Origin of the sequence: Paenibacillus taichungensis (assembly GCF_013359905.1) — a bacterium.
Taxonomy (GTDB): Bacteria; Bacillota; Bacilli; order Paenibacillales; family Paenibacillaceae; genus Paenibacillus; species Paenibacillus taichungensis.
The window spans coordinates 1-26,872 of sequence record NZ_JABMCC010000100.1 but is presented as its reverse complement, the minus strand read 5'-3'; the positions used below and the strand labels follow the sequence as shown (position 1 = coordinate 26,872).

The 26,872-nt window shown below is 45.2% G+C and carries 25 protein-coding genes and 10 tRNA genes; 5 read left to right on the top strand and 30 right to left on the bottom strand.

The features are described from left to right. Positions 1-239: 239 nt before the first annotated feature. Complete coding sequence (gene zwf, locus HP548_RS05270) at positions 240-1,694, bottom strand: glucose-6-phosphate dehydrogenase (RefSeq protein ID WP_175381115.1); 1,455 nt, start codon at positions 1,692-1,694, stop codon at positions 240-242. 414 nt (positions 1,695-2,108) lie between these two features. Between zwf (HP548_RS05270) and HP548_RS05265 the strand changes: the two genes are divergently transcribed. Next, the gene (locus HP548_RS05265; protein ID WP_024632671.1) at positions 2,109-2,429 is read left to right on the top strand and encodes a winged helix-turn-helix transcriptional regulator; all 321 of its coding nucleotides are present in this window, start codon (positions 2,109-2,111) and stop codon (positions 2,427-2,429) included. A 167-nt stretch (positions 2,430-2,596) separates the two neighbouring features. On the opposite strand, the gene HP548_RS05260 is transcribed toward HP548_RS05265, so the two are convergent. Beyond that, the gene (locus HP548_RS05260) at positions 2,597-3,469 is read right to left on the bottom strand and encodes an AraC family transcriptional regulator (protein WP_175381114.1); all 873 of its coding nucleotides are present in this window, start codon (positions 3,467-3,469) and stop codon (positions 2,597-2,599) included. A 142-nt stretch (positions 3,470-3,611) separates the two neighbouring features. On the opposite strand from HP548_RS05260, the gene HP548_RS05255 reads away from it, so the two are divergent. Next, positions 3,612-4,739 carry a glycoside hydrolase family 88 protein gene (locus HP548_RS05255; RefSeq protein ID WP_175381113.1) on the top strand — a complete coding sequence of 376 codons (1,128 nt, stop codon included), beginning with the start codon at positions 3,612-3,614 and terminating at the stop codon, positions 4,737-4,739. An 80-nt stretch (positions 4,740-4,819) separates the two neighbouring features. Here the strand turns inward: HP548_RS05255 and HP548_RS05250 are convergent, their stop codons facing one another. Next, a complete protein-coding gene (locus tag HP548_RS05250; RefSeq protein ID WP_099858016.1) occupies positions 4,820-5,977 on the bottom strand; it encodes a Gfo/Idh/MocA family protein in 1,158 nt (385 codons plus the stop codon). A 112-nt stretch (positions 5,978-6,089) separates the two neighbouring features. On the opposite strand from HP548_RS05250, the gene HP548_RS05245 reads away from it, so the two are divergent. Further along, complete coding sequence (locus tag HP548_RS05245) at positions 6,090-6,956, top strand: AraC family transcriptional regulator (RefSeq protein ID WP_099858015.1); 867 nt, start codon at positions 6,090-6,092, stop codon at positions 6,954-6,956. A 90-nt stretch (positions 6,957-7,046) separates the two neighbouring features. Here HP548_RS05245 and HP548_RS05240 read toward each other — a convergent pair whose 3' ends face one another. The 4 genes from HP548_RS05240 to HP548_RS05225 form a co-directional block, all read right to left on the bottom strand. Further along, positions 7,047-7,808 carry a DUF3600 domain-containing protein gene (locus HP548_RS05240; protein ID WP_099858014.1) on the bottom strand — a complete coding sequence of 254 codons (762 nt, stop codon included), beginning with the start codon at positions 7,806-7,808 and terminating at the stop codon, positions 7,047-7,049. Beyond that, complete coding sequence (locus HP548_RS05235; RefSeq protein WP_175381112.1) at positions 7,795-8,385, bottom strand: sigma-70 family RNA polymerase sigma factor; 591 nt, start codon at positions 8,383-8,385, stop codon at positions 7,795-7,797. Before HP548_RS05235 ends, HP548_RS05240 begins: the two co-directional genes overlap by 14 nt. Positions 8,386-8,556: 171 nt before the next feature. Next, positions 8,557-9,345, bottom strand: coding sequence for a TrmH family RNA methyltransferase (locus tag HP548_RS05230; RefSeq protein WP_099858013.1), 789 nt, complete (start codon positions 9,343-9,345; stop codon positions 8,557-8,559). 101 nt (positions 9,346-9,446) lie between these two features. Next, complete coding sequence (locus HP548_RS05225; RefSeq protein WP_064635682.1) at positions 9,447-10,109, bottom strand: potassium channel family protein; 663 nt, start codon at positions 10,107-10,109, stop codon at positions 9,447-9,449. Positions 10,110-10,287: 178 nt separating this feature from the next. Between HP548_RS05225 and sspI the strand changes: the two genes are divergently transcribed. Then, complete coding sequence (gene sspI, locus HP548_RS05220) at positions 10,288-10,521, top strand: small acid-soluble spore protein SspI (RefSeq protein ID WP_062324046.1); 234 nt, start codon at positions 10,288-10,290, stop codon at positions 10,519-10,521. Positions 10,522-10,892: 371 nt separating this feature from the next. Here sspI and HP548_RS05215 read toward each other — a convergent pair whose 3' ends face one another. The 12 genes from HP548_RS05215 to HP548_RS05160 all read right to left on the bottom strand — a co-directional run bounded on the left by HP548_RS05215 (position 10,893) and on the right by HP548_RS05160 (position 21,467). Continuing rightward, positions 10,893-12,476 (bottom strand): peptide chain release factor 3, encoded by a 1,584-nt coding sequence (locus tag HP548_RS05215; protein WP_076290948.1) that lies wholly within the window; start codon positions 12,474-12,476, stop codon positions 10,893-10,895. A 357-nt stretch (positions 12,477-12,833) separates the two neighbouring features. Continuing rightward, positions 12,834-13,232, bottom strand: a complete 399-nt coding sequence (locus tag HP548_RS05210) for a DoxX family protein (protein ID WP_053783291.1) — start codon at positions 13,230-13,232, stop codon at positions 12,834-12,836. Between the two features lie 404 nt (positions 13,233-13,636). Further along, positions 13,637-15,187, bottom strand: a complete 1,551-nt coding sequence (gene zwf / locus HP548_RS05205; RefSeq protein ID WP_175381111.1) for a glucose-6-phosphate dehydrogenase — start codon at positions 15,185-15,187, stop codon at positions 13,637-13,639. 247 nt (positions 15,188-15,434) lie between these two features. Further along, the gene (locus tag HP548_RS05200) at positions 15,435-16,175 is read right to left on the bottom strand and encodes a YwmB family TATA-box binding protein (protein WP_175381110.1); all 741 of its coding nucleotides are present in this window, start codon (positions 16,173-16,175) and stop codon (positions 15,435-15,437) included. 243 nt (positions 16,176-16,418) lie between these two features. After that, complete coding sequence (locus HP548_RS05195; protein WP_090904561.1) at positions 16,419-17,093, bottom strand: response regulator transcription factor; 675 nt, start codon at positions 17,091-17,093, stop codon at positions 16,419-16,421. Continuing rightward, positions 17,029-18,150, bottom strand: coding sequence for a sensor histidine kinase (locus tag HP548_RS05190; RefSeq protein ID WP_175381109.1), 1,122 nt, complete (start codon positions 18,148-18,150; stop codon positions 17,029-17,031). Before HP548_RS05190 ends, HP548_RS05195 begins: the two co-directional genes overlap by 65 nt. Positions 18,151-18,182: 32 nt before the next feature. Further along, positions 18,183-18,830 (bottom strand): cell wall-active antibiotics response protein LiaF, encoded by a 648-nt coding sequence (gene liaF / locus HP548_RS05185; RefSeq protein ID WP_076290952.1) that lies wholly within the window; start codon positions 18,828-18,830, stop codon positions 18,183-18,185. Between the two features lie 149 nt (positions 18,831-18,979). Next, complete coding sequence (locus HP548_RS05180) at positions 18,980-19,687, bottom strand: PspA/IM30 family protein (RefSeq protein WP_024634152.1); 708 nt, start codon at positions 19,685-19,687, stop codon at positions 18,980-18,982. A gap of 1 nt (position 19,688) precedes the next feature. Next, on the bottom strand, positions 19,689-20,195 hold the full coding sequence (locus HP548_RS05175; protein ID WP_063566168.1) for a PspC domain-containing protein: 507 nt from the start codon (positions 20,193-20,195) through the stop codon (positions 19,689-19,691). Positions 20,196-20,212: 17 nt separating this feature from the next. Next, positions 20,213-20,449, bottom strand: a complete 237-nt coding sequence (locus HP548_RS05170; protein ID WP_063566169.1) for a PspC domain-containing protein — start codon at positions 20,447-20,449, stop codon at positions 20,213-20,215. Positions 20,450-20,453: 4 nt separating this feature from the next. Further along, a complete protein-coding gene (locus HP548_RS05165; protein ID WP_063566170.1) occupies positions 20,454-21,125 on the bottom strand; it encodes a PspA/IM30 family protein in 672 nt (223 codons plus the stop codon). A gap of 33 nt (positions 21,126-21,158) precedes the next feature. Next, on the bottom strand, positions 21,159-21,467 hold the full coding sequence (locus HP548_RS05160; RefSeq protein WP_062324034.1) for a LiaF transmembrane domain-containing protein: 309 nt from the start codon (positions 21,465-21,467) through the stop codon (positions 21,159-21,161). A gap of 489 nt (positions 21,468-21,956) precedes the next feature. Here HP548_RS05160 and HP548_RS33895 point away from each other — a divergent pair, with 489 nt between their 5' ends. Next, positions 21,957-24,341 carry a helix-turn-helix domain-containing protein gene (locus HP548_RS33895; protein ID WP_217504628.1) on the top strand — a complete coding sequence of 795 codons (2,385 nt, stop codon included), beginning with the start codon at positions 21,957-21,959 and terminating at the stop codon, positions 24,339-24,341. Between the two features lie 183 nt (positions 24,342-24,524). Here the strand turns inward: HP548_RS33895 and HP548_RS05150 are convergent, their stop codons facing one another. The 11 genes from HP548_RS05150 to HP548_RS05100 all read right to left on the bottom strand — a co-directional run bounded on the left by HP548_RS05150 (position 24,525) and on the right by HP548_RS05100 (position 26,859). After that, positions 24,525-25,445 (bottom strand): methyltransferase domain-containing protein, encoded by a 921-nt coding sequence (locus HP548_RS05150; protein ID WP_175381107.1) that lies wholly within the window; start codon positions 25,443-25,445, stop codon positions 24,525-24,527. Between the two features lie 448 nt (positions 25,446-25,893). Beyond that, positions 25,894-25,972: transfer RNA gene (locus tag HP548_RS05145), tRNA-Leu, on the bottom strand. Positions 25,973-25,995: 23 nt separating this feature from the next. Further along, positions 25,996-26,069 (bottom strand) — tRNA-Cys (locus HP548_RS05140). Positions 26,070-26,075: 6 nt separating this feature from the next. Next, positions 26,076-26,150 (bottom strand) — tRNA-Gly (locus tag HP548_RS05135). A gap of 4 nt (positions 26,151-26,154) precedes the next feature. Then, positions 26,155-26,229, bottom strand: a tRNA-Gln gene (locus HP548_RS05130). Positions 26,230-26,242: 13 nt separating this feature from the next. Then, positions 26,243-26,315: transfer RNA gene (locus HP548_RS05125), tRNA-His, on the bottom strand. 29 nt (positions 26,316-26,344) lie between these two features. Continuing rightward, positions 26,345-26,418 (bottom strand) — tRNA-Trp (locus tag HP548_RS05120). A 6-nt stretch (positions 26,419-26,424) separates the two neighbouring features. Further along, positions 26,425-26,510: transfer RNA gene (locus tag HP548_RS05115), tRNA-Tyr, on the bottom strand. A 5-nt stretch (positions 26,511-26,515) separates the two neighbouring features. Next, positions 26,516-26,591: transfer RNA gene (locus tag HP548_RS05110), tRNA-Thr, on the bottom strand. 18 nt (positions 26,592-26,609) lie between these two features. Beyond that, positions 26,610-26,685: transfer RNA gene (locus HP548_RS05105), tRNA-Phe, on the bottom strand. A gap of 96 nt (positions 26,686-26,781) precedes the next feature. Beyond that, positions 26,782-26,859, bottom strand: a tRNA-Asp gene (locus HP548_RS05100). Between the last annotated feature and the right edge of the window lie 13 nt (positions 26,860-26,872).

The following is a 26,872-nucleotide window of genomic DNA, read 5'->3' as shown; positions in this document are numbered from 1 at the left end:
ATAAAGGCGCAGTCTTCGCTTCTTCAGAATCGATTTCGTCCCCTACACTACTCGCGCGTAATTGTTACGAACTGATTTAGATTGAGCCAACTAATCTATATCAAAAATTTTCGCGGCCTTCCGAGTATTACCGGAAGGACTTATGCAAAATTGGAACGGTGTAATTCATAAAAATTTGTATATTATTGAGCAGAACGTATTGTAATGTTCTCTTCTCTGATGCTGCTCTTACATTACTTTTACCACCAACGGTAGCCATTCTCTGCAATCAGACGATCTGCTGACTCAGGTCCTTGCGAACCAGCGCTGTACGTATCGAGTGGCACACTGCCCTCCTGGAATGCTTCCAAGATCGGCTGTACCCATTGCCAAGCCAGTTCAACTTCGTTCCAGTGAGCAAAGAATGTAGAATCTCCACGCATCGCGTCAAAGATCAAGTTTTCGTAAGCTTCCGGAATGTTGCGTTCACCTGAGTTGAAGTTCATATGCATCGGTTCCACTTCACCTTGGTTGAGTGGGTTTTTCGCATTCAATTGAAGCGAGATGCTTTCTTTCGGTCCAATTTCAATTGTCAGCAGGTTAGGCTCTGTTGTATTTTCGGATTCATGACCTGTTTTCAGTGGAGCCTTGAATTCAACAACAATTCTGGTTGATTTTTCAGCCATGCGTTTACCTGTACGAATGTAAAATGGAACTTCACTCCAGAATGGATCATCGATCCACAATCTCGCGGCAACATATGTCTCATTCTGAGAACCAGCTGGAATGTCAGGCTCGTCCAGGTATCCAACAACAGAAGTTCCTTGTAGTTCGCCTGCTGCATATTGGGCACGAACGACTTCGGCAACAATATTCTCTTTCGTTAATGGACGAAGAGCTTCAGCGATCTTCTGCTTTTTGAATTGAATTTCTTCCGGTGTGCAGCGTTTTGGCAAGTGCAAACCAATCATCATCAGCAACTGAAGCATATGGTTTTGGAACATGTCACGAAGGGCACCGCTTTGGTCATAATACGCGGCACGTTCTTCAACACCAACCGTTTCACTTGCCGTAATCTGTACATTGGCAATGTATCGATTGGACCACAAAGCCTGAATGACTGGATTCGCGTAAGTGAGGGTTTCAATATTTTGAACCATCGGTTTACCAAGGAAATGGTCAATGCGGTAAATTTCTTCTTCTGCAAAGGTATTGCTGAGTTTCTCATTCAGTTCACGAGCAGATTGCAGATCGTGTCCGAATGGTTTTTCGATGATAAGTTTCTTCCAGCCTTTGGTGTTACCTAAGCCGCTTTCTTGAATGTTCAGTGCGATTGGCTCAAAGAATTCCGGTGCAACCGACATGTAGAACATGCGATTTTCAGGAATATTGAGCTCTTGTTCACGTTTCTGAACCAGTTCCAGCAATTTGGTGTAATCTTCAAGCTTCGTATTATTTAAAGAACAATAACGGAAAGCTCCAATGAAGTCGCGAACTTGAGCTTCTTCTTCCGGTGTTTGACGGGAGAAGGTATGCAGTGACTTTTCAACATTCGCCTGGAAGTCAGCATCCGACAATTCACGCCGTCCAAGACCGATAACGGAGAAGGATTTCGGCATTTTCGAATCAATGTACAAATTATATAATGCAGGGTAAATCTTACGTTTGGCTAAATCGCCTGTTGCCCCGAAGAGGACAAATGTCATTGCGTCCATTGGAGTGCCTCCTGTGATCTGTGCAGTATAGTATATGATGATGCAAAATGTTCAAATCCAAGCATGACAAAAGACGGAATTAGTGGGGGAGTTCCCCGCCTTACCTCCGCTTGTGTATCTGACCTGAATTAAACATGGAACATTCCTTCTCTCCACAACCTTAATCAAGGTTATAAATTGTAACCAATTGAATTGACGTTACCCATCTTACACCTGTCGTCACAATTCGTCAACAATCGTGTCCAACCTGTGAACACCAGTGTTCATAGGGTTTTTATTTAATGTTAACGCTTTATGTGGTAACATTAAGAACAATTGGTATGTGACATTTTACACATAGGGCTTGTGGACACTCAGGTTACAATAAGTATACTAATGCTATAATAAGCATAACTAAATCAAAGGAGTACTATTATGAGCGATGATGAGAATGCCAAGCAAATATGCGAAAAGGTGGAACAGTCTTATCAGATCATTGGCCGGAAATGGGTAGCCCTCATTATTCATACATTGATGGAAGAACCCAAACGATTCAGTGAAATTCACGCTTATATCCCGGACCTGAGCAAACGGGTACTTAATGAACGGATGAAGGAACTTGAGGAAGAGGGATTGGTCGTGCGTCATGTGGTTACGGAGCGCCCTGTTCGGACAGAATATATGTTGTCCCGCAAAGGCACAGAGTTGGGGCGCGCATTAAGCGCCGTAGAACGGTGGGCCGATAAGTGGCTGTAGGACGTACTTTTGAGGAAAGTATAGAAATTCATTCTATTTTAGAAGAGAAAACTTCATTTTCGCTTTAACTTCCGAATACATTGCAATTTTAAAATAGCACTTTAAATTTCATTACGATAATGTTCTGACGCTACTTTTAATAACATCAGCAGTTACACTCATGTGATTTAATGTCTGCTGCTGCGTTCAAAATGCTGCCGATACTGAAGCGGAGTAGTTCCCGCCGACTTGCGAAATAATTGAATGAAATAAGAGCCATTGGGAAATCCCGCCCTTCTGCCAACCTCTTCAACGGAAATTGTTGTCGTTTCCAGCAGAAGATAAGCTTGCTTGAGTCTTCGGGCTGTGACGTAGTCCGTAATACTGCTTCCTGTTTCTTGCTGAAAGATACGGGAAGCATAAGACTTGGATAAATGGATATCGTTCGCCATATGATCCAATCTGATTTCATCTATATAGTGCTCTTCAATCCAATGCATCATCTTCTCCGCATGTCTTAATTGACGTGATTCGACCAAGTATGGTTGCCTCTCCTGTTCCACATCATTTTGTTGATCCAAAACATTCAGGAGTTGAAGCAAAAACAGCACTGATTCCTCCCACTCTCCCCCAATTCGACTGCGTGACTGGTGATAACTTTTGTATATCCAATCCACCTGATCCATAGATGAACTTAGATCAAAAACCTGCTGTTGATTTCTGCCTTTCCATAACCTTGAAAAAAAAGCACGGCGATACGGGAACGCTTCCAAATATCGATCCATTACAATGGGTTCTACATAGAAAATATTCCTTTCATACGGTGTATCTGAATGCACCTCGGCATAAACGTGATGCAGCTGATAGGGCTGAAAAAAGAAGAGCATGCCTTTACGAATGGGATAGGTATGATTATTCAAAACCACAATGCCTTGCCCTTCATGGACATAGAGGATTTCTCCGCATTGATGCCAATGATAATATCCTTTGAAGTCGTTCACAGACTTAATTTGATAATCCCACACCAAAGTATTTCCCTCAAAGTCCACACGTTCAAACATTCTCGTTCCTCCTTCTTCACAATGACAACAGAGCAACATTTCTTCATATCCTAACACAACTTTTAAGATTTTTAAAAAGATATAATCTCCTTATAGGAAAGCGTTATCTTAACTTTCCAATTAACCCTAAGGAGGTTATCTCATGGCCAAGGCAGAATCCGCTGTAACTACGACATATTGGCAGGAAGTCATGCAGAAGCTGGAAAACAAATTGCCAGAGATGAAAAAAAACATTGGGGATAAATGTCCTCATTTTGCCGGCGATGATGGGAAGTATGATAACATCAACACCGATTGGTGGGTTTCAGGTTTCTGGCCGGGTATGCTGTGGATTATGTACGATATGACAGGAGAGAAAAGCTACCGGGATGCGGCATGGTCGTGGGATGAAACTTTGGAGCAATGGTTTGTAAAACCAACAGGAGAGCTTCATCACGATGTTGGCTTTCAGTTTCTCTCTACTGCTGTAATCAAACATAAACTTACAGGTGATGATGATGCTCTCAGACGTGGTCTGGAGGCAGCCAATTTCCTTGCAGGACGCTATAATCCGGCAGGCAAATTCATTCGTGCGTGGAATGAAGACAAATATGGCTGGGCCATTATTGATTGCATGCTGAATATCTCTTTGTTGTTCTGGGCTTCAGAAGTGACGGGAGATCCCCGCTACAAACATATTGCCATTAGCCATGCCGAGACGACCATGCAGTATGGTGTTCGTGAAGACGGATCAACCAAACATATCCTTTCCTTTGACCCGGTGGATGGTCATTATATTGAATGTTTTGGCGGACAGGGATATGCTCCTGAGTCCTCATGGAGTCGTGGTACCTCATGGGGGTTATATGGATTCGCTAATACGTATCGTTATACCCAAGATGAGCGTTTCCTGAACACAGCGAAACGAATCGCCCATTACTTTATTGCTGCGCTTCCAGAGGATCATGTACCTTACTGGGATTTCAGACTTCCTACCCTGGATGATCAATCCCGGGACAGCTCTGCCGCAGCAATCGCTGCATCCGGTCTGCTGGAACTGGCCGCCGCCGTTCCTGAAGGTGAGAAACGACTCTATGCCGATGCAGCCGAACGAATTCTGCGTTCCTTAACAGAGAACTATGCGGTCTGGGATCAGCCAGAGCATGAATCAATTCTGCTGCACGCCACAGGCAGCGGCAATTCCTTCATCGATGTCTCCCTGATCTATGGAGATTATTATTATCTGGAAGCCATCGCAAAATTAAATGGATGGAAACATCGGGTGTATTGATTTTATTTTGTAAATAGGATTTCAATAAGATGAAGCCAGATCTCACAATATCTGTGGGACTGGCCTCTTTTTTTATTTAACTAAGACTCCAACTTTCTCCCTAACGTTATTTCCACATCCTCGAAGTTCTCTACGGCTGTCTTTTTTTCATAAAAGTGCACCGCATTTTTCATAATCCCTTCCCTTGTATAGAAAGCATCCTCTCCCTCTAGTGGAAAAGTAACCTTCTCTCCCGTACTTGCCGATTTATAGATACCAACAATGAGTTCCAGTGTATTCCGACCACTCTTCCCATCCACCAGAAGCGGTGATTCTGTCTCAATGGCGTTTAGCACATTCTCCACTTGTCCGGCATGCCCCACATGAATAACATCCGCTAAGTCGTCACTCAGTTTCTGAATCTTCTGTACCAAATCTGGATTGGGTTCTGGGAATCCATTCGTTCGTGCCGTAGAAGCAACGACCTTCCAGGGTGCAGATACCCTGGCCTCTTTACCCTGAAAAATCAACTGCTGCTCCTCTCCGTGGTGTACCACGGAACTGGTGATCATACCAAGTGCTCCTTCTTGGAATCGAAGCATCGCCATGGAAATATCCTCTACTTCGGCATTATCATGCGTCGTATTCGCCATCATCGCCTGCAATTCCACCGGAGGACCCATCATCCAAAGCATCGCATCAATATGATGGACCGCATGATTAAGTGTACAGCCACCGCCTTCTTTTTCCCATGTACCACGCCACCACAGATCATAATAATTATGGCCCCGCCACCAGAACGAATCGACCTGTACGTGGACAATGGGACCCATAAGTTTGCTATCCAGCACATCTTTCAGTTTCATCATCGGTGTTGTAAAGCGATTCTGCGCCACCACCGAAAGCAGCTTACCACTCGTTTGCGCCGCTTCCAGCATCATATCCGCCTCTTGTAAAGAAGAGGCCATCGGTTTTTCGACAAGCACATGTGTACCTGCATGCAGAAAATCACATGTGATCGGTGCGTGGGTATATGGAGGGGTACAGATGGAAACCAAATCAATGTTTTGATCCAGCAATTCATGGTAATCGGTAACAGCTTGCGCTCCTTTCAATCCGTATTCGTTAATTCGTTTCTGTGCTTTTTCCGTGTACATATCCACCACAGCTACGATCTGGCATCGTTCAGGAAATGCCAAATACGCTGTAATATGCGCTGTGCTGATGGCGCCTGCTCCAATAATGGCTACTTTTAACATGAATGTATACCTCCCTTATTCCCTTCACAATACACAATAATAAAGCGCTTTTATGCGTTCATCTTGTGATAAAATAAAACTATATTGCGCTCTTGAAGGGGAGGCATTCCTAATGCCCATCATCACTGAGGATCAATTTAATCTGGCATGCCGTCGAACCTCCACCACTGCGTTCCGAGAAGTTTTTCACGCTCATTCACAGATGGAAATCACGTATATCCATGATGGATATGGACAGCTTATAACCGAGGGTCAGGCATTCCCCCTAGAACCGGGTACACTGATGATATTCCGCCCTTTTCAGCTGCATCAGATCCAGATTCAAGTCACGAAAGAACATCCCTTTATTCGCAGCGTCCTGATGTATGAGCAGCATCTGCTGAACTCGCACTCTCGGCAATTTGCCGTATCCAATCGTTTTACATTGGACCTTCTTGGACATACGTCTCCACTTCAACCTATCCGTCTTTCCGCCTCATCCCCACTGGTCCAGATGATTGAGCAATTTGCCGATATTCTGCCTACGTTGCTTCCACATGAAGCGGAAGAGGATACACGACTTTTTTTACTTGGACTTCTCGCACAGCTTCGCTACCTTTGGAAAGACAGGCGGTTTCCCAACTCTACTGCGCTCCCAGCGGGTTCTTCAGCTCTGCATCCTCATGCTGAGGCTGTCATGCATTGGATTGAAGAGCACTACACTGAAGCTTTTCATCTGGAGGATATCGCAGATACACTGCATCTCTCGCCTTATCATCTGTCCCATATATTTAAAAAAACTACCGGAACTACCATCGTTGCTTACGCCCAGGCTACCCGTATTCGTCATGCTTGTGTGTTACTCACGAGTACTACACACGCTGTTCCGGAAATAGGCCACCGTGTAGGCATGTCCAGCCCATCTTATTTTTGCAAAGTCTTCCGCAATGCAACAGGCACTACGCCGCATCAGTATCGGCTGAATATGCAACGCAGATAAGAAGAATATCTACAAAATCATCTCTACAAAATAAAAAGGAGCAAAAGGAATGAAATCCTTTCGCTCCTCAGCCCCTGAACACTACCTAAGCTACTCACCCGGTTTGCGTACATCCAGTCCCAACTTCTCCAAGAAGGGAAAAATCTGCTCACGTACCTGCTTCAGTTCTTCTTTCTGCTCCGCAGACAATCGGTCTTCATGCATGTTCCCATCCTGATCCATCACCATGGCCTCATACTGCTTCATCTGTTCATATAACGATTTGAACTCGGTAAACTGCTCCTTGGAAAACTTCGTCTCTGCAATTGCTAGCTGTTCCTTCCAAAATTGCTCCTGGTCCAAAGGTTCTTTTGGAGAGTCTACACTTGCTGCTTCCAGCTTTTCAAAAAAAGGTCCCAGTTCTGCAGTAAGACGATTAAATTCCGTCTGTTCTGTGACACTCCATTGCTCGGGGTGCATCTCTCCCTGTTGATCCGCATTCTTCAAAGCCATTTGTCCCATTTGCTTCATCAGATCCATAAATTGAATGAATTCCTCTTCACTTAAGTGTGCTTTGGCTGTCTGGAGCTTCTCTTCCAGTCTCATATAATCCTCCGATGTTCCACCCACCGCTGATATATTCTCCTGTGAACCATACATTTCGTTAGCCAAATAGGTATACCCCGCATAGGCTCCCGTAGGAATGATGAGCACAGCAGCCAGCAGCAAAGTAACCAGCCATTTTTTCCGATGTCTTTTGAGAACTGATTCACTTCGAATAGCATTCATAATTTTATGTTTTGTTCTCTCAGGAATTGTCCAGTCTTTGGTCTCTTTCTGGTAGGCTGTTCGCAGCTGTTCATCGAGATTCATGCAAATCCTCCACCTTTCCCCGAATACATAGGTCCAACTTCTGATTCTGTCTCAGCTTGGATAATGCCGCATGAATACGCGATTTCACCGTTCCTAGCGGAATGTCCAATATGCATGAAATCTCCTCTTGCGTGTACTCGTTCAAATAGTGAAGAGTGATGGCCTGCTGCAGCTTGTATGGCAATCGGTGTACCTGCTCAAGCAGAGGACGATTTGCCAGTTTGTTGATTAAGTCTCCGGAAAAATCATACTCAAGCCCCGTATCAGACTTTTCCATCCGTTTGCTAAAACGAAATTGCGTCAATCGTCTGCGCCGGTAACTTCGGACCTGTCGCATTGTCACACCCATTAACCATGGACGAAACGCTCTCTCCGAATCGAAACGCTCTAATGACCTGTATGCCTGAATATAAATTTCCTGTACCAGATCTTCCGCGTCAGATGAGTCACGAATCAGAAAACGAACAGTGCGATACACATCCATCACCGTTAGCTCATATAACTCCCCGTATGCTTCGTAATCGCCAGCCCGGGTTAATTCCACAAGTTTTATGTACTTTTCTGCCTCACTCATCATCCATCCCCTTCCTCCTTACACTATATATTGGCATACCAGCTCCATATCGTTCGATTTATTTATTTCCACTTTCTCCGACCATGCAAAAAAGCCCATTCCCCACTCATCGTTCAAGTAGGAATAAGCTTATATTTCTTACCTCATATGATAACGAAGTATATTATTCATCGGCTAAACCATACGCTGCCTCATCGCCTCGAACAACAAGATCGTTGCCGCCATCGCGGCATTAAGTGACTCAGCCTGTCCCTGCATTGGAATCGTAATCGCATCGTCCACCAGTTGTGCAGTAGACTCCGATATGCCCTTGCCCTCATTACCGATCACAAGCCACACCGTTTGTGTAAAATCATAACTGTAGCACGAATATTCTGCCTGCAAAGACGTACTCACCAACTTTACACCCGCAGCCTTTGCTTCAGGCAGTAACGATTCCAACTGTCCTTCTACAATCGGCAAATGAAACAATGACCCCATCGTTGAACGGATCGTTTTCGGATTATAGACATCAGCACAACCCGCACCGAGCACAACACCTGCCGCTCCCGCTGCATCCGCACTGCGAATGATCGTTCCCACATTACCAGGGTCCTGAACATTGTCCAATACAACGACCAGCCCCTTGGAGGACGACAACAAGCTTTGCAGCGGCTCACGACCTTTATGTACAACGGCAAAAACAGGTTGGGGGGTCATCGTATCCGTACACTTGGCGATAACCGCAGGGGATACACTAATCCATTCCACACGCTGAAGTGGAGCCTCCTGTCCAGCCAGTTCCTTGGGTACACCCTGCTCCCCATCGTAAACGATACATTCCAGATCTGCCCCGGCGCGCAGCGCTTCCTGTACGAGATGAATGCCTTCAATAATATATTTATGTTGACGGGTACGGTGCTTTTTCTCCAGCAGCTGTGCCCATTCCTTCACACGTGTATTTTGCGGTGATACAATATCCATCTTTCCATCCTTCCCGTCTGCGGGATTTTTTATCAACATATTACATGACGAATTGAAATTATCCGACCAAAGAATGTTCCATCATCCCATCAACGTACTTATTACTTTGGATATGCAAGCTCCATTTTCGTCAAATGGTCCTTATGGCCAACAATGATCAGCACATCCCCGTCCGCAATCCGATCCTCCGCATACGGAGAGATATTCATCGAATTCCCACTGCGAATCGCCATCACATTGCAACCGAAACGTGCACGAATATTTAGCTCCAGCAGATTTTTACCGATCATTTGCTCGGACGCTCTCATCTCCAAAATGCTGTAATCCTCAGATAACTCGATGTAATCGAGAATGTTTGGAGATGTCAGATGATGGGCTACACGTAGTCCCATATCCCGTTCAGGATAAATAACCTTGTCTGCTCCGATCTTCTGCAATACTTTACCATGAAGCTCATTTTGTGCTTTTACAATCAGAACCGGTACACCCATATCCTTCAGAATAAGGGTCGTGAGAATACTCGACTGAATGTCTTCACCAATCGCCACAACGACGACATCAAAATTTCGTATGCCCAGCGCACGCAGCGCTTCTTCGTCCGTCGAATCTGCCGATACGGCATGAGTCACCACATTGGACATTTCCTGGGTCCGCTGCTCGTCCGCATCAATGGCCAGTACGTCGAATCCCATGCCGCTCAGCGCATTGGCTACACTTGATCCGAACCGTCCCATGCCAATGACGGCATATTGTTTTTTTGCCATTAGGGTCTAACCTCCCGCTGCACTTCAGCATTACGCATCTATTGGTAGTCCATTTTTCAATTAAAGGGTAAATGTAAATATCCTTCGTAGTATACCACAAAGCCCAATAAACTTGAATGCGCTCACGCTTCCCAGGGAACAGTATTAGAGCAGCCGAATATACGAGGAGGGACTTGCGATGCCAATTACATTAAGCCTGCGTGAAGCGATTGTTCATAAGGTTCATGATAAAAGTGATGATCAGCTCCGGGAGATGATCGAAGGTTCTGTAGATGGACCGGAAGCAGCATTACCCGGACTTGGTGCCATTTTCGAAATGATCTGGAAGAACACGGAACCTGCTAAGCAGGAAGAATTAATTCAAATCGCGCAGGAGCATCTGCACACCATTCCCGTTCAACCCATCAGATAACTGAAGCCTTGGAGGGAAAGGTACCATCATCACGTTGTTCTGTCTGCAAAGAAGGATTTTGGCTCATTGGTCTGGATGATGCCTTGCTCCAAGAGCAAGGCAGTTATATCCCTATAGACTAATTAGGCTCCCCAACCAAACAAGGTACAGCCACTGAGCAAAACTCAGGAGGCTGTACCTTGTTTGTGTATACCCGTGTTTTAGAAAAGGAAAAAGCCGCTCAATTAAGACTGAACGATGACTGAAAGTTATTTTTGCGGCGAAATCCTTAATGAGCTATAAACGCTGGGAACGGCAAAAAAACCTAACCCCCTCTGATCAGGGATTTAGGTTTTTCTTCTGCTGTCTTTGCTATTTTAGGAAATAACGACTTATGGAGCTGTCTCCAGGAATTTCGCCGTTGGGTTTTTGTCCATTGCGGTTCTCATCGCGTATTCATTTTCGAACAGGACTACATGATTTCCTTTTTTATCTTTCACCAGAGCGGAGTTGATCCGGAATTTACTTGGGTCCAGATTCTCGTCCACGATCCAGCGTGCAAATTGATATGGCATACGCTGTAGCTGCACGTCTACCCCGTACTCGCCTTTCATCCGGTATTCAAATACCTCGAATTGGAGCTGACCCACTACGCCGAGCAATGTCTCGTCGAAGCTAACGGTGTTGAATACCTGGATCGTACCCTCCTCGGTCAACTGGTCAATCCCTTTTTGGTACTGTTTATGTTTCAATGCATTTTTAACCGTAACTTTGGCAAAAATCTCTGGTGAGAATGTTGGCAATTCGTCAAAAATAACCTCACTACCTTGGCTCAATGAATCGCCAATCCGGAAGATACCCGGATCGAAGAGACCAATAATATCGCCTGCGTAAGCCTCTTCTACAATATCCCGATCCTGTGCCAGGAATTGCTGAGGCTGCGATAGTTTGATTTCTTTGCCCACACGATTATGCTTCACGCTCATACCGCGTTGGAACTTACCAGATACAATCCGCAGGAATGCGATACGATCCCGGTGTGCCGGGTTCATGTTCGCCTGGATTTTGAAGACATAACCGCTGAACTTCTCATTCGTTGGTTCAATCTCACCCGCTGTACTGCGACGTGGTTCCGGCTTCGGTGCGAGCTGCAAGAAGTTCTCGAGGAACGTCTGCACGCCGAAGTTATTGATGGCACTACCGAAGAATACAGGTGTCAGTTCACCACGTTGTACCTTCTCCATGTCGAACTGGTCTCCTGCAACATCCAGAAGCTCTAGATCCTGACACAGCTGATCATGCAGATAATCTCCTGCCATCTCACGAATGATCGGATCTTCGTATCCATCCACTTTTTGTACTTTAATCGTCGAGTGATCGTCCCCTTGGAACAACTCCACCTGATTTTTCATCCGATCGTACACGCCACAAAGTTCACGACCTGTACCAATCGGCCAGTTCATCGGTACGGAGCGAATGCCCAGTACGTTTTCGAGTTCTTCCATCAGATCAAACGGACTTTGTCCTTCACGGTCCAGCTTGTTGATGAAGGTAAAGATCGGAATACCACGCTTCGCACAAACCTGGAACAATTTAATAGTCTGTGCCTCGACACCTTTGGCCACGTCAATCAACATTACTGCGCTATCGGCAGCTGTCAGTGTACGATACGTATCTTCACTGAAGTCTTGGTGACCCGGTGTATCCAAGATGTTGATGCGATGACCCAGGTAATCAAACTGCATTACGGAAGATGTTACCGAGATCCCCCGCTGTTTCTCAATCTCCATCCAGTCACTTGTTGCATGTTTGCTTGCTTTCCGAGCTTTTACTGTACCGGCAAGACGAATAGCGCCCCCGAACAGCAACAGTTTCTCGGTCAATGTCGTTTTACCCGCATCCGGGTGAGAAATAATGGCAAACGTCCGGCGTTTGTCCACTTCCTGTTGAAGAATGTTATCTGCAGCTTTGCTCATAGATTCTATCCCTTTCGTCCGTTCATTCACGTTAATCCGGCGAGGCCGGTCTACCATTCAATCTTTATGCAATCCGGCTATGCCGGTTGATTGTACATTCGCATTTCGCATATTAGGCAGTTAAGCATCCTATGTTAATTTTACACATTTACAACGGAGTTCATCCTCCCTAAGCATTGTGCTTCATTCATGCCGTAGACCTGATTTAGTATCCAACTTTCCTATTGTACCATAATCTTTACCGAAAATAACCGATTACGTACAGCAGATTCTTCTCTTTTCCGTTAGCAAAAAAAGAGCACCCTTCCGCCATCATTATGGCGTCCAGGTACTCATTATTCATTTCGCTTACCGCTCTTAGAAAATTAATGCGTCCAGTGCGTATTGTCCTCCACCTGTCAAAGCCAGTGCTACACCAACCACCAGGATCGCAAGGTTATATTCAAACCCGTTTTGTGTGGACCAGTATCCGTTCGCACCATGAACCTTCACAATCGCAATAACCATAGTCAAAGCAATCAGAATGCCGCCTACCGGTGTGAGCAGACCCAGAGCCAGCAGCAATCCGCCGCCGAATTCAGCGAGCCCTGCCAGCAACGCTACCAATGCGCCGGGTTTCATCCCCATCGATTCAAACCAGCCTCCGGTCCCCTTGATTCCATATCCCCCGAACCATCCAAACAACTTCTGAGCCCCGTGCGCCATAAATGACAACCCAATCACCAAACGAATCAACAACAATCCTACATCCAACATTTTCTTTTCCTCCATTCAATATATACAAAATAGTATTCTTAGATTAAAGATATTATGCTAAATTTTTTTCTTCATGAATGTATTTCGTAACCCCTTCACCTGGTTCACATTTTATCTCATGAATGATGTACGTATCCGATTCGTCATCGGGTTTCGTATGTCTTTGCGTAATTTCTTAATCTCTTAAGTTGAGTATAAGTTATATACTTACTTTTTGTCAATAACTTATTTTATTATATGTACATTTTTACATCCTCCCACTTCTCTATCACAAAAAAGACCTGAAAAGATCGCATCTCTGCGTTCTTCCCAAGCCTTATTTGTAACAGTGTTAGTCTTCTCACCAATAAAATGATTTCGCTCTAATCAAAATCGCTGCCACTCATAAGTGATACTTCCCGCGATTAATTGTTCACTTGCCAGATGACACTGTCCTCGTCCTGACCGTTCACCGGCCACCAGTGAAACCCATCCTGCTCCAGCAGTTTGCCTGTTGCTTCCGGCCCCCACGTACCTGCTGGATACGTGTGCAGCTCTCCGTGATTTTCCGCCCAAGCCGCCGCAATCCGGTCAACGAAGGACCATGCTGTAGCCACTTCGTCCCAACGGGTAAAGTAGGTGGAGTCTCCTTCTGCTGCATCATGCAGCAATCGTTCATACGCCTCCGGCGAGTTGATTCCAATCATGCAGCTCTGACAGAAATCCATCGCCAGCGGCTGAATTTCGGAGTCTGAACCCGGCTTCTTGGCATTTATTTTAATATAAATGCCTTCCATCGGGTTTACCCGAATGACGAGCAAATTCGGCTCCAGTTTATACTTTTTGCCCAGATAAACGTTACTCGGCATGGATTTGAATTCAACTACAATCTCGGTCGTTTTCACCGGAAGGCGCTTGCCTGTCCGAATATAGAACGGCACACCCGCCCAGCGGAAATTATCTACAAATACACGTGCGGCAAAATAAGTCTCCGTATTGGATTTCGGATCAACCTTGTCCTCCTGGCGATAACCGGGAAGCTGCTTGCCACGATACTCCCCTTCCGTATATTGCCCGCGCACAACGTTAGTGCTTACTTCTTCATTAGAGGTAAATGCACGCAGAGAACGCAGTACCTTAACCTTCTCATCCCGGATATCCTCTGGGAATAGACGGCTTGGCGGCTCCATGGCAATCATCGTCAGCATCTGCAGCATATGGTTCTGCCCCATATCGCGCAATGCTCCCGAATGATCGTAGTATCCACCACGTTCTTCCACACCAACCGTCTCTCCCAGAGTAATCTGAACGTTGGCAATATGTTTATTGTTCCAAAGCGGCTCGAAAAAGGCATTACCAAAGCGAATAACTTCGATATTCTGTACCATTTCCTTACCCAGATAGTGGTCAATCCGATAAATCTCTTCCTCACGGAACACTTCACGAATCTGCTCATTCAGATGCTCCGCAGATTGCAGATCATATCCAAATGGTTTCTCAATCACAAGTCGATTCCACCCGCGGCTCTCCAGCATTCCACCATCACGCAAACTATATGACACGCTGCCAAAGAGCTCAGGTGCCAGTGCCAGATAGAACAGACGGTTACCCGGCGTGTTAAACTTCGCTTCCAGACTCTCTGTCTGCTCACACAATTCTTTGAAACCGTCCACGTTATTGATATCTAGTGATTTATACTCAAAATGTTCGACAAAAGCGTTCCACTCATCGGGTTCCCCCGCTGGATAGCGGCAGAACTCCTTAATGGATTCATAGATGTCTTCCCGGAATTCTTCTGGTGACCTCGGACGACGCGCTACACCAATAACCGCAAAGTCTTCGGCTAACTTGCCTTCGCGGTAGAGACTGTAGATCGCCGGAAACAGCTTCCGGCGAGCCAAATCACCCGTTGCTCCAAAAATGAAAAATACTGCACCTGGTGTCTGCACTTCATCTTGCATTTGTTTTTCGACCATGGGCTCCTCTTTCTTTCCGGGAAGATATCTCCACACTCTCCCCGAGCTATGTAATGGTGTTATATACGCAACATACAACCGTCAATTACCAGCAAATTTCCTTCTTGGATGTGATGCCATTTTAGCATAAAGCCCCATGGGTTGCACTAATTTTCCTGAGAAATGTTATCACTATTTTTCCACAATTCATGGAAATTTCATCTATAAAAATTCATGATCAGACTTATAAACCTGCTTGAATATTGCATTAATATTCGATCGTGATAACCGGGAAACCTACTGTAACTCGATTAGTCCCCTTTTCGTCATCCTGATGGACAGCAAGCTGCATGTTCAAGTGATGTTTACCGCTCTTAATCGCTATGGGCAGATCCGATGCCTCATATGACACACTGGCAGTGCTGTTATCTGTATAACGTTCTATCGCTTGCATATTCATATCTCCAGATAGCTGTTCCTCGATTTGCTGCAATTGACTGCTGGCGCCACTTTCTTCAGTTGCACCTGTGCCCTGCACAGCGAAATTCCATGCTGCTTTCATTCCCGAATCGTTGAGCAACTGGGATACTTGTTCATGTAATGTGGTCAATAAACGTTGGTCTGTATGTTCATTGCCTGTTAATTGGACAATCGTGTAGTATTCCTTTTCCCCCGTCACGACAACATTGATCAGAATGCCTGCATGCTGAGCGTCAGCAACCATCTCACTACGATACACATCATGCCCCGTCTGAACACCGCGTTCAGGCTGTTGCAATCCTAACTGATGAGCAAGCAACTCCGCCTGCTCTTTTGCATCTCCACGGCCTTCACCTTGCCATTTAATGACTAGACGGTCCACATGATCGATTGCTGTATCGGCGGTCTTCATCAATTGTTCCAGCTTGCCTGCTTCGGATTCCGTCTTCTCAGCGTACACATGAGTCATGCCTACAAGTATAATAATTGCTAATGCCAGTATACCTGCTGTCATCCATCGATTTAACATTTGAATCCTCCGCTCTTTCTTACATTCTATGAATCTATCAACAGCATGCCCCCATTACTCATTTGCTAAACTTCTTTTTGGCACACAAAAAAAGCCCTATCCACCATCTTCATGGCTGATCGGACCTTATAGCATCTTATGGGCAGAACAAACTTTCGAATCGTGCTCCACCGATTTCTTAACTTCACCATATCTACTCAGCAAAATCATAGTGCATGCCTCAACCTTCACACGCTTCTTTTTCTATTCCGCAAGTCCATTCTTATAAGCATAGATGGCTGCCTGTGTACGGTCATCCACGCCCAATTTTGCTAGTATGTTCGTCACATGAAATTTGACTGTCTTGATCCCGATAATGAGATCATCTGCGATGTCCTGATTCGATTTGCCTTTAGCTACTAACCGAAGTACATCCATCTCCCGATCAGTCAATTCATCATGAGCTGGTGCCACTGCCTGCGGCTGTCGGAAACGATTCATCATTTTGGACGCCACTTGTGACTCCAGAACCGATTGCCCCCGAGCTGCAGCACGGATTGCATCTGCCACCTCATTGGCTCTGGATGTTTTCAGCAGATAACTGAAGGCTCCTGCCTCGATAACCGGATACATTTTTTCATCATCCAGATAACTGGTCAGCACAATGACCTTGCATTCCGGATACATTTTAAGCAGCTGCCGTGTGGCTTCAATCCCGTCCATTCCTTCCATAACGAGATCCATCAGGACAACATCAGGCTTATACTCCTGTGCCAACCGAATGCCTTCCTCACCGCTGCCCGCCTCCCCCACCACTTCAATGCCATCTTCGGTATCCAGCACCGCAGCGAGGCCAATACGTACCATTTCATGATCATCCACGAGCAACACTTTGATCGACGTTTCCGCTTCCGTCTCCGTTTCTATTCCCGTCTCCATTGACATGTTCTTCCTCGCTTTCCTCGTTCATCAAAGGTATTGTAATCTCAATTCGTGTTCCTTTGCCCGGCGCCGTTACAAATTGAATGGCTCCTCCAATTTCAGTCACACGTTCACGCATATTGGTCAAACCATAGGAGGCCTGTTTCTGATCGTCGAGATCAAATCCCTGACCATCATCACGAATCAGTACCCGAATGGCATCCATCCGGCGCTGAAGCCGAATTTCCATCTTTTCTGCCTTCGCATGACGTAATGTATTGGACATCGCTTCCTGAATAATACGGAACAGATGATTCTCAATGCCTTTGATCAAATGAATGTCTTCATCCATTTCGAGTACGATGTCCATAGGGACTTTTGTTTTCAACTCCATCACAAGATCGCGCAAACCTTGTTCGAGATGTTTACCCTCCAGATAGACAGGTCGCAAATGCAATAGCAATGCCCGCATCTCGGACTGAGCTACCGACGCCATCTCTTCAATCAGGGCCACCTGCCGCTGGGCACGCGCAAAATCCTTTTCCATTCTTCGTCCAACCGCGGTCGCGGTCATAGAAATGGCGAAAAGCTGCTGTGATACCGCATCATGCAATTCTCGTGCCAGGCGCTGTCTCTCTTCCACAATGGCCGTTATTCTGGCCTGTTCAGCCAGCTGAGCGTTATTCGTAGACAGCCTCTGCAGCGAGGAGACCTGGTCTTCCCACTTTTTGCCGATTCGTCCAAGCTGCTCACTTAATCGGCCGACATCATCAATACCAAGGTCTGGCACTGTACGTGAGAGTGAGCCCTTTTCCCATTGCAACAGTGTCTCTCGCAACAGTTCAAGCCTTCGTTTGACCCGGTAGCTCTGATAGAAGCCGAAGGCCGCACCCATACCGATCAAGAGCAGCAGTAACGCCAGACCCGATTGAATCAGATGCCTCCACCCTGCAAACGGAGCAAGATAACCATATGTATACAATACATACAAGATTACAATGAGCACAATGAAAACAAGGAGGATCCCTTCACCCATACTTCGGGTTACCATGTCGGTATGTCGTTTTGTCTTCATCCGGTCTCCTCCTTCTTCACCTATTTAACTTATTACGGATTACTGATGTTTAGGTCGCCAACAATATAAGAAATGACAAATTTTGCTTTATGTTCACTGGACTCATATCCAGGAGTTCTCCATACCAATTTGTTCATCATGCCACTATCCTGCTCTCCATTCAGGCTAATCCGTCCAAAGAGTACCGATGCCTCAATTTCAACACCATAATCTTCAGGCAGTATCAGACGAACATTCCCCATAACTCCCTGCAAAAGTACAATCGTTTGTTTCTCCTCCGGGAGGGAAAGTGACAAATCTGCATTAATCTCACCCATGGCATGCCATAGGCTCATACTCCGCAATGTCCATGGTGCTTGATCCCAATAGTAACGAGCCATGAAATTTTGCTTCCGCATGACATGTCCATCTAGATGAATCTTTTTGTTTTTGGAATAAAAATAGGCTAGTGAGGCCAGTACAATTAAAAATACAATCATTAAATTATCAAGCAACAACAGAGCGGCACCGATACCAAGGTATCGATAGCCTTTATGTGTGTCACCCTTACGAACTTGAACCATACCTATCGTTAACAGAATCAGTGCGGCGACGGTCAGCAGGTTAATACTTCGGTTCAGTAACATCAGCATGCCGATGACAATGATTACAACAGCAAGCCATTGACCCTTCTTATTCATCTCTGCCGCACCTCCTCTGTAAGTTGATCTTCCCAATTCGACGGAAAAGCCATATCAGGCTTTGAACACCTGTATGGCTTAACCTTTGTTCTAGAAACCGTTCTTTATTCACGATTTATAGAATATCATATTGTCTGCTGAGCGAACAGTTATTCTTTTGAAGTACCGCCCGTTTCATTTTTGGCACCATTGCCGATTTTGTTTTTCAGAGCTTGCAGCTGTTGATCCACTTTGAATTGCTTTTCTGTATCTACAGGATTAGTGTACGTAGATTGTGTATTACGATAAGGTGCACGGATCACATCAGCTTCAGCTTCCATTTGCATGATTTTCTCTTCCATGCGGTGGAATCCAAGGGATGCGCCACCACTCTCGATGGAGTGCAAGCTGTTGATTTGGGACATTTGTTTTTTGGCTTTCGCCATTTGTGCACGGGATACGAGTTCATTACGTTTGTTACGCATTTTGTAGAACTCATCTTTCATGTCATGCAGCTGTTGCAGCAAATCTTTGGCTTGAGCTTCGGATTGAGCATGAAGTTCTCTGTATTCCGTAATTTTTTGATCGAAGTAGATTTTCTCTTCCAGCAATTTACGGGCCACTTCTTCCTGACCATTAGCCAGTGCAGCCTCTGCCTGAGACTCACGTTGTACCGATGTACGTTCTGCTTCGTCCAGACGCTGTTTCATGCGACGCTCATTCGCCATTTGTTTGGCAACTGTTACCTCTGCCTCATGAATTTCAGCCTCCATGTCACGCAAGTACTGGTTCAACATTACAATCGGGTCTTCCACTTTATCCAACATATCATTTACCGACGCTTTAGTCATATCCTTAATCCGTTTAAATACTCCCATTTTACTTTTCTCCCTTCTCGTAACGAGATAATTTTTGGCGAAGCTCTTCAACTTCTTTTTTCAATGCTTTTTTCTCAATATCTTTCATCATGGAATCAAGTTCACTTTCTTGCTGTGACCCTGCTCCGTAAGCGTTATTGTCGTAAGAACGTGGACCAGACTGAGGTCTGCTGTTGTATCCTGGGCCAGGACCGAAGTTACCTGGGCCTTGATTATGGTTGTTTTGGAAAGGACCTCTTGGCGGCTCGTGATCAAAGTTGTTGTATCCTCTACCAGCGCCAGGACCAGGGCCCGGACCATAGCCGTATGGATCATAAGGTGGATATGGCTCTTTTGGCACCACCAGTGCTGCGATGAAGTAGATTAACAACGACGTGCCGCCAGTTACGAAGATACTGATGACGAAGATGATACGCAGCAAGGTTGAATCCATGCCGATCGACTCGGATATCCCACCACATAATCCAGTCAACATCCGGTCACGCGTTGAGCGATATAATTTGCTCATGTGCTTACTCCTTTCTTTTACTTGTATCCTCTTACGTGATCAGCACCATAAGTGTATGGATCAGCGTGATAGGGTTCTTTTGGCACTACCAATGCAGCGATGAAGTAGATCAACAATGATGTACCCCCCGTAGCGAAAATACTGATGAAGAAAATGATACGCAGCAGCGTGGAACTAAATCCAAGATTTTCAGATATGCCGCCAATCAAACCTGTCAGCATACGATTACGCGATGAGCGGTAAAGTTTATTCATGTGTCTACTCCTTTCTGTCATTGTTCAGCTTTTGTTTCAGCCGTTCCAGTTCTTTGTCCAGCGTAGAGGATGACATGGTGCCAGACGTACCTGACCCATCCTGACTCATCCGCCGCAAATCCCGGAGACTTTGTGCCTCATATTCGAGATCAGAAACTTGATCGTCCAGCCGGTTGAACATACGGGGTACATTCTGACCGTTGTAGTGACCTCTCTGATTCATTCTTTGCTGCAATTGAATCGTCTGCATACGAGCGTAGTAATATTGGCGTTTGCTGTATACATTTTGATACTCCACTTTCAGTTGATCGATCTGTTCGTCCAGTTCCTGTAAAGCCGCATTGCTTTGTGCGTACAATTCATTGTATTGCTCCATTTTTTCCTCGTGGAGAATTTTCTCCTGCAAAGCAAGTTTGGCTAAATGCTCCTCACCTGCTTTCAGAGCCATGGAAGCTTGTTCTTCCCGTTTGTGTACCATACCTGCTGCCTGATCCGCTTGTTGTTTCATTTGTCTGGTATGGCTTGCATATTGATGACGAAGCTTCTCGGCTTCACCGATGTCTTGGCGGGTCGAGACCAGAAACTGATCAATCAGTTTGACTGGATCCTGACTTTGCTCCAGATGTTCGTTTAAATTAGCTACGGTAATGTCCCGCATTCGACGAAATACACTCATTTTGTCTGTCCTCCTTATCATAATCGTGAAAGCTTAGTAACGGCCACGACGACTGCGATTATTACTCAACATGGAGAATCCGAAGATGATTAACCCAATCGCGATGATCGGTCCGATCAGCCAGGCCAGTTTACCCAGCAATGAGAGGATACCGATGAAGAGAACAATCCATCCAAGCAGTACATTTCCTCGTTTAACTCCGTAGTAGCCAAGTGCAATCATCAGGATCGGAATTAGATAACCCATTAAATGTCCCAGTAGAGGAGTTAACTTTCCGAAGAGGAGGAGTGCACCCAATGCAATCAGTACAACCGCCCAGCCATTTCCTTTATTCCATCTCATAATTATTGTTCACCACCCTTTCGGTTCGTTAATTTTGGTTTGTGTGTTTGTTCGTTTGTTTCTTGTTTAACCTTATGTCCTTATTCTAGGGGAAACTGCGACTTTTCAAAACAGACCGTGGACGGTTTTTCATCCTAGACTCAGGTCGGGGATCGGGTTGGACCTTTGACTGTCCCTTGATCAGACCATTGGCCACTATACCGAATAAAGGCCTAGATATCCCTTATTACCCTTCTTCAAAGCCGTTTCACCCCGTATGAATACGACTTCCATACCTCTTATCTACGTTCTCCCTCGACTGTCGTTTCCCATTATGCCTTCCATTAAAGATAAAATGACCTCTATTATAATTTGAACGATCTCATGATCTTTATTTCCACTTGAATTTTTATTACTTTTTTATCCAAATAAACAAAATTTAGATTGTTCTATATGTAAGCGTTTACTAAAATAGAAAGTGTTACTAATTCATAAGTCAGGAGTGGACCTGTGCGATCATTCAGCTATCTACATAAAATGATAGTCTTCGGAATCTTGTTAAGTACCCTGCCCATTCTGTTGACGGGAATCGCCGCTTTTATCTATTCTTCAAAACAATCAGAGCTGCATCGTGCTCAAGCCAATAAACAACTGTTAATCCAAATGCAAACCAACGTGGAGCACAAACTTGCAACCGTAAGCTATATGCTCGATCAGGCCGTTCGGTCACCGGACACGCTCCATTCGCTAACTTCATCATCATCGGTTCAGAGTACCGGGCCTTTGTTTGCTGAGAAGTTACAGACCGAATTCAAGAATATGAGGTCATGGGAGCCTCTAATGGATATTACGCTCGTAAATCAGACCCAGGATTGGCTTATCGATCATGCTGGCCTATACCTGAATACTGATTTCCCAATGGCTCTGCCCATGAAAGATTTGTTATCCAACACCCTCACTTCCGGTTGGCAGCTTACACCATCATCTGTTTTTAATAACAATGAGCGCCCGGTGAATTCAGGCTGTATCTATCATATTGCACTCGCCAGATCGATACCCGATGTAAATGTTTCTTCTGACGCTGCCCTGATTGCGGGAATTCCCGCATGCTCACTACAAAAACCACTGGAAGAGGATGCACCCGACAGCTCTACAGCCGGACTTATCATTTTGAATCGTGAACAACGCATCATGGTCCACCCCGATCCCGAATACATTGGTCAGCCATTAGCTTCAGCAGGAATATGGGACAACGATTCGAAGGCCAACTTTAGTGAATTGTTATCTAAGCGTGGTTTCGCTGCCTCTTCAGGTCAACGAGAGGTGCGTATTGCAGATACACGTTACTCGCTGTCCTATGCGCATTCTTCTCTAAAAGGGTGGACATATATTCTCATTTCGCCTACGAATATTCTTACTCACGAGTATGTTCAGATTGGGCTGCACACCATGTATATCAGTGTTGCTATGCTACTGCTCTCACTGTTGCTCTCATGGGTAGGTTCGAGACGAATGCATATTCCCATCCGCAAGCTTCTTGCACAACTCGGTGATAAACGCTTACCCGATCGCCTTGGAACCAAGTCTACACTTCATATAGACGAATTCGAGCAAATCAGAGCTGGCGTCTCGCAGCTCTCTGCTTCTCAATCCCAGCTTGAAAGCAAACTAAATCAATATAAGTTGCAGATACGCACTCATTTTCTAATCAACCTGCTTCTGGGTAAAAATGCACCGTCCACTCTTCATGACACACTCAGAGAGAATGGTTATGGTTCACAGCTTCAAGAGTGGCAACAAATAGCCGTCATTGCAATCCAGACTGATCTTATGAATCACACCAAATATCATGCCAAGGATCGGGATCTGTTGTTGTTTGCCGTTCAGAACATACTGGAGGAGAGTATTTATGCAGAACAACAGTTACTTCCTGTGGTATATGAACAGGCTGTCGTTACAATCATCGGTACCTCTGAGCAAGACCGTGTTCGTTTTTCACAACATCTGTACACGTTAACCGAACAACTCCAACATCAGATCAGTGTGATCCTTAGTCTTCAAGTAAGCATTGGCTTCAGTCAGCCTCACAACTCCCTATTTCAGATACCACAAGCTTATACAGAGGCCTTTGAGGCACTTAAGCATCGAATGAAACTGGGAGCAGGCATCATCTTTCAGTTTGAGGCGATAGACAATCGTACTTCCCATTGGACACTGCCATATCCCGAATCACTGGAATATACGCTGATACAAGCTATCCAAAACGCCGATGAAGCCCTGGCCTCCTCTCATCTCCATCAGTTGCTTAAAGTGCTCTTTGGCATGGAATGCACACCGGAAGAATATCAGGTAGCACTTACCCGATTGTTAACACATATTTTGCAGATGATGCAGGAATCCGGTATACGACTGGGACAGATCTCCAAAGGCCATGGGTCTATTTTCAATGAACTTCATGCTCTGCAGTATGCAGCTGAGGTTGAGCAATGGTTTAACAAACATATCATCATACCGATCATTCTCATTTTGAAAGAAAGACAGTACGCCCAATATCAGCAAATATCCGAGAAAATGATTGCCATCATTCAGCAAGAATACGATAAGGATCTGACGTTGGAGGAATGCGCATCCAGACTTCATTACAATGCCAACTACCTAAGTAGTGTGTTCCGCAAAGAGACAGGATGTTCATTCAGTGAGTATCTGACAAAGTACCGCTTCAGTATAGCTAAAAAATGGCTCGACGAAAGCGAGCTGACGGTCAAGGATATCGCCGCACGGCTTCGTTATAACAACCCGCAGAACTTTATCCGTTCTTTTCGAAAATGGGAAGGGATCACGCCTGGACAGTATAGGGGACGTAAACATAAGCCTGATCTATCCATGAAGCAATAACGGCTCTTTGGAGGATGAAGTATGAGAGTTATATCAATTTCTATTTATAGAAGAAGAACGTTTGTTATTTAGTCGAAGAATAAGATGTCTTATATCTGACCATCAAAAAGGGAGCAGTTATACTGCTCCCTTTTCCTTTTAAAAACTTTATCTAAATTGATTCCTGCTGAAATGGGTCTACTTTTACTTGGTCCGTACCACTTTCATGTTCTGTTGCTCCAATTGAATCAGAATTTTACCGAACTTCCCTCCGCGTGAGAATGTAACCATACCATCCTTGTAAGTGTCTCTGATATATTGCTCAGCCAGGGCAAGTGAACCTTCATCCGTTGGCAGTTCGTGCGTGCTAAGCCACTCCTGAAGCTTATCAACGACTTCCTCAACAGACATCTGCATATAACTTGTTTCTTTAGTGATTAAGGTGGTGTAAGAATAATCTTTCAGGTACAGCAGCTGTTGTATATATCCCATATCTCCGGCGTTGTATGATGGATAGACACCTAGTACCTCTTTAAGCTCATTTATTAGTGTGTGTTCTCTCGGTCCAGCCATCGTACTAATATAAACATACTTTCGGGCAGTGCTAATCGCCTGTTCAATCGTTTCCCAATTCGACATTGCCGGGCACATGGATGCAAATGCAAAATCATATTTCTTCTCCCAGCCTTTGTCCTGAATCGATATGTCCTCGAACCGCTCTGAAACGATATCAATACTGGATGTAAGGGATGCAGGAATAGTCTCCTTCATTAATGAAACTAACAGTTCAGAGGGCTCTACAGCTGTAACGGTCGCTCCTTTGGTTGCAAAAGGAATCGTAAAGATGCCTGACGCTGCTCCAATGTCTAATATGGATAACCCGTCAAAACTCACACCCTGATTTTCTATCCAGCCTGTGATGCGATCGGATCGCTTCTTTCCATCGTCAGTAAACGACTGTTGGTGATATTCTCTAGCCCATCGTTCAAATGCTCCTGTTGCGTCAAACGCCGTACTCTTCATATTGTATTTTGAAGCTGTCGACTGATTCTTCCACGCTTCTTCCCACACAGATCGATCAAATAAAATTTCAGAATGTTTTAATACATGTTTTTCCTCAGACACGTTGCTTCACTCCGTTTCTTTTATAAAATATAAATTCACACGCAAAAGGATACTATCTTGCTTGGATAAGCATCTTTTATATGAATTTAAAAGAGCTATAATATCCATAATTAAACGAAGTAATATTAGAGACTTTGTATATCCACAATATACTGATTAAAGTTATGAGTCAATACGTAAGCAAAAATAATTCCATCTCCTTCTATAAGCCATAATCCGAGTGCCAGAGATCAGGGAATGAAATTGAGTAATTAGAGATACAAGATAGTCGCGTATTTACCCAAGCCCATCATGTTGGACTCCCCTGCAGTAATGGTGTTGTGATGACCTACAAAATTCCATTCAGGAGCCCCTCTTTGCTTAATTGCCGCACGTCACCTTTCATTCCGACAAATAAAAAAAGCTTATTAGATTTTGCATCTAATGAGCTTTTCCATACTTGCTTGAATACCGGCGAGAGGACTCGAACCTCCACGGTTTCCCACTCGATTTTGAGTCGAGCGCGTCTGCCATTCCGCCACGCCGGCATATGATGTTTTTATAAAAATACTGGAGGCGCCACCCAGATTCGAACTGGGGATAAAGCTTTTGCAGAGCTGTGCCTTACCACTTGGCTATGGCGCCATATTTTGGAGCGGACGACGGGAATCGAACCCGCGACCCTCGCCTTGGCAAGGCGATGCTCTACCGCTGAGCCACGTCCGCATAATGGCTGGGGATATAGGATTTGAACCTATGCATGACGGAGTCAAAGTCCGTTGCCTTACCGCTTGGCTAATCCCCAAAAAAAACAAAGGGGCGATCGAGGGGAATTGAACCCCCGAATGCCGGATCCACAAACCGGTGCGTTAACCACTTCGCCACGATCGCCATAATACAATATGTTCTTAAAAGTTAATTGGCAGGGGCAGCAGGAATTGAACCCACACCAACGGTTTTGGAGACCGTTGTTCTACCTTTAAACTATGCCCCTAAAAACTGGTGGAGGATGATGGATTCGAACCACCGAACCCGTACGGGAGCAGATTTACAGTCTGATGCGTTTGGCCACTTCGCTAATCCTCCATAAGTGGTGCCGGCGAGAGGACTTGAACCCCCAACCTACTGATTACAAGTCAGTTGCTCTACCAGTTGAGCTACACCGGCGTATTAAGTTGTGATAAATGGTGGCTCGGGACGGAATCGAACCGCCGACACGAGGATTTTCAGTCCTCTGCTCTACCGACTGAGCTACCGAGCCATAATAAAGTTTAATCCTGAAACGTTACACTTTATCTAGGGCGTTCGGTGCCATATAGCAGATTTAGTGAACGGCTTCCTCATGTAAAGATTAAAATGGCGGAACCGACGGGATTCGAACCCGCGATCTCCTGCGTGACAGGCAGGCATGTTAGGCCAACTACACCACGGTTCCAGATCACTTTCTT

Bases quoted from the DNA above. Each gene is read 5' to 3' on its own strand.
- zwf (WP_175381115.1), bottom strand. From the start codon at position 1,694: ATGGACGCAATGACATTTGTCCTCTTCGGGGCAACAGGCGATTTAGCC.
- HP548_RS05265 (WP_024632671.1), top strand. From the start codon at position 2,109: ATGAGCGATGATGAGAATGCCAAGCAAATATGCGAAAAGGTGGAACAG.
- HP548_RS05260 (WP_175381114.1), bottom strand. From the start codon at position 3,469: ATGTTTGAACGTGTGGACTTTGAGGGAAATACTTTGGTGTGGGATTAT.
- HP548_RS05255 (WP_175381113.1), top strand. From the start codon at position 3,612: ATGGCCAAGGCAGAATCCGCTGTAACTACGACATATTGGCAGGAAGTC.
- HP548_RS05250 (WP_099858016.1), bottom strand. From the start codon at position 5,977: ATGTTAAAAGTAGCCATTATTGGAGCAGGCGCCATCAGCACAGCGCAT.
- HP548_RS05245 (WP_099858015.1), top strand. From the start codon at position 6,090: ATGCCCATCATCACTGAGGATCAATTTAATCTGGCATGCCGTCGAACC.
- HP548_RS05240 (WP_099858014.1), bottom strand. From the start codon at position 7,808: ATGAATCTCGATGAACAGCTGCGAACAGCCTACCAGAAAGAGACCAAA.
- HP548_RS05235 (WP_175381112.1), bottom strand. From the start codon at position 8,385: ATGATGAGTGAGGCAGAAAAGTACATAAAACTTGTGGAATTAACCCGG.
- HP548_RS05230 (WP_099858013.1), bottom strand. From the start codon at position 9,345: ATGGATATTGTATCACCGCAAAATACACGTGTGAAGGAATGGGCACAG.
- HP548_RS05225 (WP_064635682.1), bottom strand. From the start codon at position 10,109: ATGGCAAAAAAACAATATGCCGTCATTGGCATGGGACGGTTCGGATCA.
- sspI (WP_062324046.1), top strand. From the start codon at position 10,288: ATGCCAATTACATTAAGCCTGCGTGAAGCGATTGTTCATAAGGTTCAT.
- HP548_RS05215 (WP_076290948.1), bottom strand. From the start codon at position 12,476: ATGAGCAAAGCTGCAGATAACATTCTTCAACAGGAAGTGGACAAACGC.
- HP548_RS05210 (WP_053783291.1), bottom strand. From the start codon at position 13,232: ATGTTGGATGTAGGATTGTTGTTGATTCGTTTGGTGATTGGGTTGTCA.
- zwf (WP_175381111.1), bottom strand. From the start codon at position 15,187: ATGGTCGAAAAACAAATGCAAGATGAAGTGCAGACACCAGGTGCAGTA.
- HP548_RS05200 (WP_175381110.1), bottom strand. From the start codon at position 16,175: ATGTTAAATCGATGGATGACAGCAGGTATACTGGCATTAGCAATTATT.
- HP548_RS05195 (WP_090904561.1), bottom strand. From the start codon at position 17,093: ATGGAGACGGGAATAGAAACGGAGACGGAAGCGGAAACGTCGATCAAA.
- HP548_RS05190 (WP_175381109.1), bottom strand. From the start codon at position 18,150: ATGAAGACAAAACGACATACCGACATGGTAACCCGAAGTATGGGTGAA.
- liaF (WP_076290952.1), bottom strand. From the start codon at position 18,830: ATGAATAAGAAGGGTCAATGGCTTGCTGTTGTAATCATTGTCATCGGC.
- HP548_RS05180 (WP_024634152.1), bottom strand. From the start codon at position 19,687: ATGGGAGTATTTAAACGGATTAAGGATATGACTAAAGCGTCGGTAAAT.
- HP548_RS05175 (WP_063566168.1), bottom strand. From the start codon at position 20,195: ATGAGCAAATTATATCGCTCAACGCGTGACCGGATGTTGACTGGATTA.
- HP548_RS05170 (WP_063566169.1), bottom strand. From the start codon at position 20,449: ATGAATAAACTTTACCGCTCATCGCGTAATCGTATGCTGACAGGTTTG.
- HP548_RS05165 (WP_063566170.1), bottom strand. From the start codon at position 21,125: ATGAGTGTATTTCGTCGAATGCGGGACATTACCGTAGCTAATTTAAAC.
- HP548_RS05160 (WP_062324034.1), bottom strand. From the start codon at position 21,467: ATGAGATGGAATAAAGGAAATGGCTGGGCGGTTGTACTGATTGCATTG.